This window comes from bacterium, from assembly GCA_026398675.1.
Lineage (GTDB): Bacteria > RBG-13-66-14 > RBG-13-66-14 > RBG-13-66-14 > RBG-13-66-14 > RBG-13-66-14.
Genome location: JAPLSK010000078.1, coordinates 1 through 1,885, shown reverse-complemented (window position 1 = coordinate 1,885; position 1,885 = coordinate 1). Strand labels below are relative to the sequence as shown.

General features: G+C 65.2%; 3 protein-coding genes. All 3 read right to left on the bottom strand.

Annotated features, from left to right (window positions below):
* Positions 1-752 (bottom strand): acyl-CoA dehydrogenase family protein (locus NTW26_01595; protein ID MCX7020966.1); only part of this gene is annotated, 752 nt, incomplete at its 3' end.
* A gap of 26 nt (positions 753-778) precedes the next feature.
* Positions 779-1,759: a methylmalonyl Co-A mutase-associated GTPase MeaB gene (gene meaB, locus NTW26_01590; GenBank protein MCX7020965.1), complete on the bottom strand. Its 981-nt coding sequence runs from the start codon at positions 1,757-1,759 to the stop codon at positions 779-781.
* On the bottom strand, positions 1,759-1,885 hold a 127-nt coding region (locus tag NTW26_01585), incomplete at its 5' end, for a cob(I)yrinic acid a,c-diamide adenosyltransferase (GenBank protein MCX7020964.1). The genes meaB and NTW26_01585, both read right to left, overlap by 1 nt.

Here is a 1,885-nt window from a genome sequence, read left to right as displayed (position 1 = left end):
ACGCCGATGCGGGCCGAGTCCAGGGTAGCCATGGTCACGCGGAAGCCCTTGCCCAACGGCCCCAACAGGTTTTCCTTGGGGATCTTCACGTTCTTGAAGTAGAGTCGGCCCGTGGTGGAGGCGCGGATGCCCATCTTAAACTTGATGGTCTCGGCGGAGTACCCCGGGTCCTTCTTGTTGTCGAAGATGAGGGCGCTGACCTTGCCCTTCTCCAGGGGTTGGTTCTCGTCCTCCAGGACGCGGCAGATGACCACGATTACGTCGGCCACGTTGCCCGAGGTGATGAATATCTTCTCCCCGTTCAAAAGGTAGTGGTCGCCCTTGTCCAGGGCGGTGGTGCGCTGGCTGGCGGCGTCGGAGCCGGCTTCGGGCTCGGTGAGGGCGAAGGCGCCCTTGATCGTTCCCTTCGCCATGGGGGGGAGGTACTTCCGCTTCTGCTCCTCGGTGCCGAACTTCTCGATGGGGTAGGAGGCCAGGACCGCGACGGCCATCACGATGCCCACGGCACCGTCGTATTTGCTCATCTCCTCGATCAGGGTGGCGTAGCGGATTTTAGGCTCTCCCCTTCCGCCATACTCCTTGGCGCTGGGAAATCCGACGAAGCCCTCCTTGGCCATCTTCTGGAAAATCTCCTCGGGAAACTCGGGGGGACGGCGGTCCCATTGCTGTGAGAAAGGAACCACGTGCTCCTCGCAGAACGCCTTAACCCTGTCCCGTACTTCCTGCTGCTCCGGAACCCAGTTGTAGAGCATCTCCGCACCTTTCGTGGTGGGGGTTTTCAGTTCTGGTTCAGCCGACCTACGTTCAATCGCTCGATGATCTGCTCCGCCTCGTGGTAGGGGGTGGAGCGGCTGGTTAGGATTCGCTCGACGGCGTCGTCGAGGGTTTTTTCGATCGCGTCGGCGCCCAGGACCTGGCCTAAAATCTCGCGCTCGATAATCTCCCGGAGCTCCCCGTGGGCGCGGTCGCGGCGACGTTCCTCGGCCAGGCCGCTCTTCTCCATAAAGAGCCGGTGGTCGTCCACGGCGCGCAGGACCTCCTCCACGCCGACGTCGTCCCGGGCGACTGTCTCCAGCACTGGCACCCGCCAGTCGTTCCCGCCGGCGGGCTTGAGCTCCAGCATGGCGGAGATTTCGCGGAGAATCCTCTTGGCCCCCTCGCGGTCCGCCTTGTTGATGACGATGACGTCGGCGATTTCCAGGAGCCCCGCCTTCATCGCCTGGACGCCGTCGCCCGACTCCGGGACCAGGACCACGACGGTGGTGTCGGCGGTGCCGGCGATGTCCAGCTCCGACTGCCCCACCCCCACCGTCTCGATGATTATACGGTCCTTGCCGAAGGCGTCCATGGCCATGGCGACCTCCCGCGTGGCACGGGAGAGGCCGCCCAGGGATCCCCGGGTGCCCATGGAGCGGATGAAGACGCCGGGCAGGTTGCCGACGTCGTCCATGCGTATGCGGTCCCCCAGGAGGGCGCCGCCGGTGAAGGGGCTGGTGGGGTCCACGGCGATGATCCCCACCGTCTCACCGCCCCGGGCCATCCTCGCGGTCAGCCGTCCGACCAGCGTTGACTTGCCGGCCCCGGGAGGTCCGGTGATACCCAGGCGCATCCGTTGCCGGGAGAGGGGGTAAAGCGTGTTGAGCAGACCCTCGTAACCGTCGCGCTCGTCCTCGATGACCGAAATGACCCGGGCCAGGGCCGCGTCCTGCCCGGCGGAAAACCGTTCCAGCAGTTCCTGGAGGTCTATCTCTCGCGGCATCAGTATTCGACGCCCTCCCGGGCTTCCAGCCCCGCCCGGTAGGGGTGCTTTATCTCCAACACCTCGGAGACCAGGTCGGCGAGGACGATGACCTCCGGGTGGGCGCAGCGGCCGGTGATGACCAGC

Bases quoted from the DNA above. Each gene is read 5' to 3' on its own strand.
- meaB (MCX7020965.1), bottom strand. From the start codon at position 1,759: ATGCCGCGAGAGATAGACCTCCAGGAACTGCTGGAACGGTTTTCCGCC.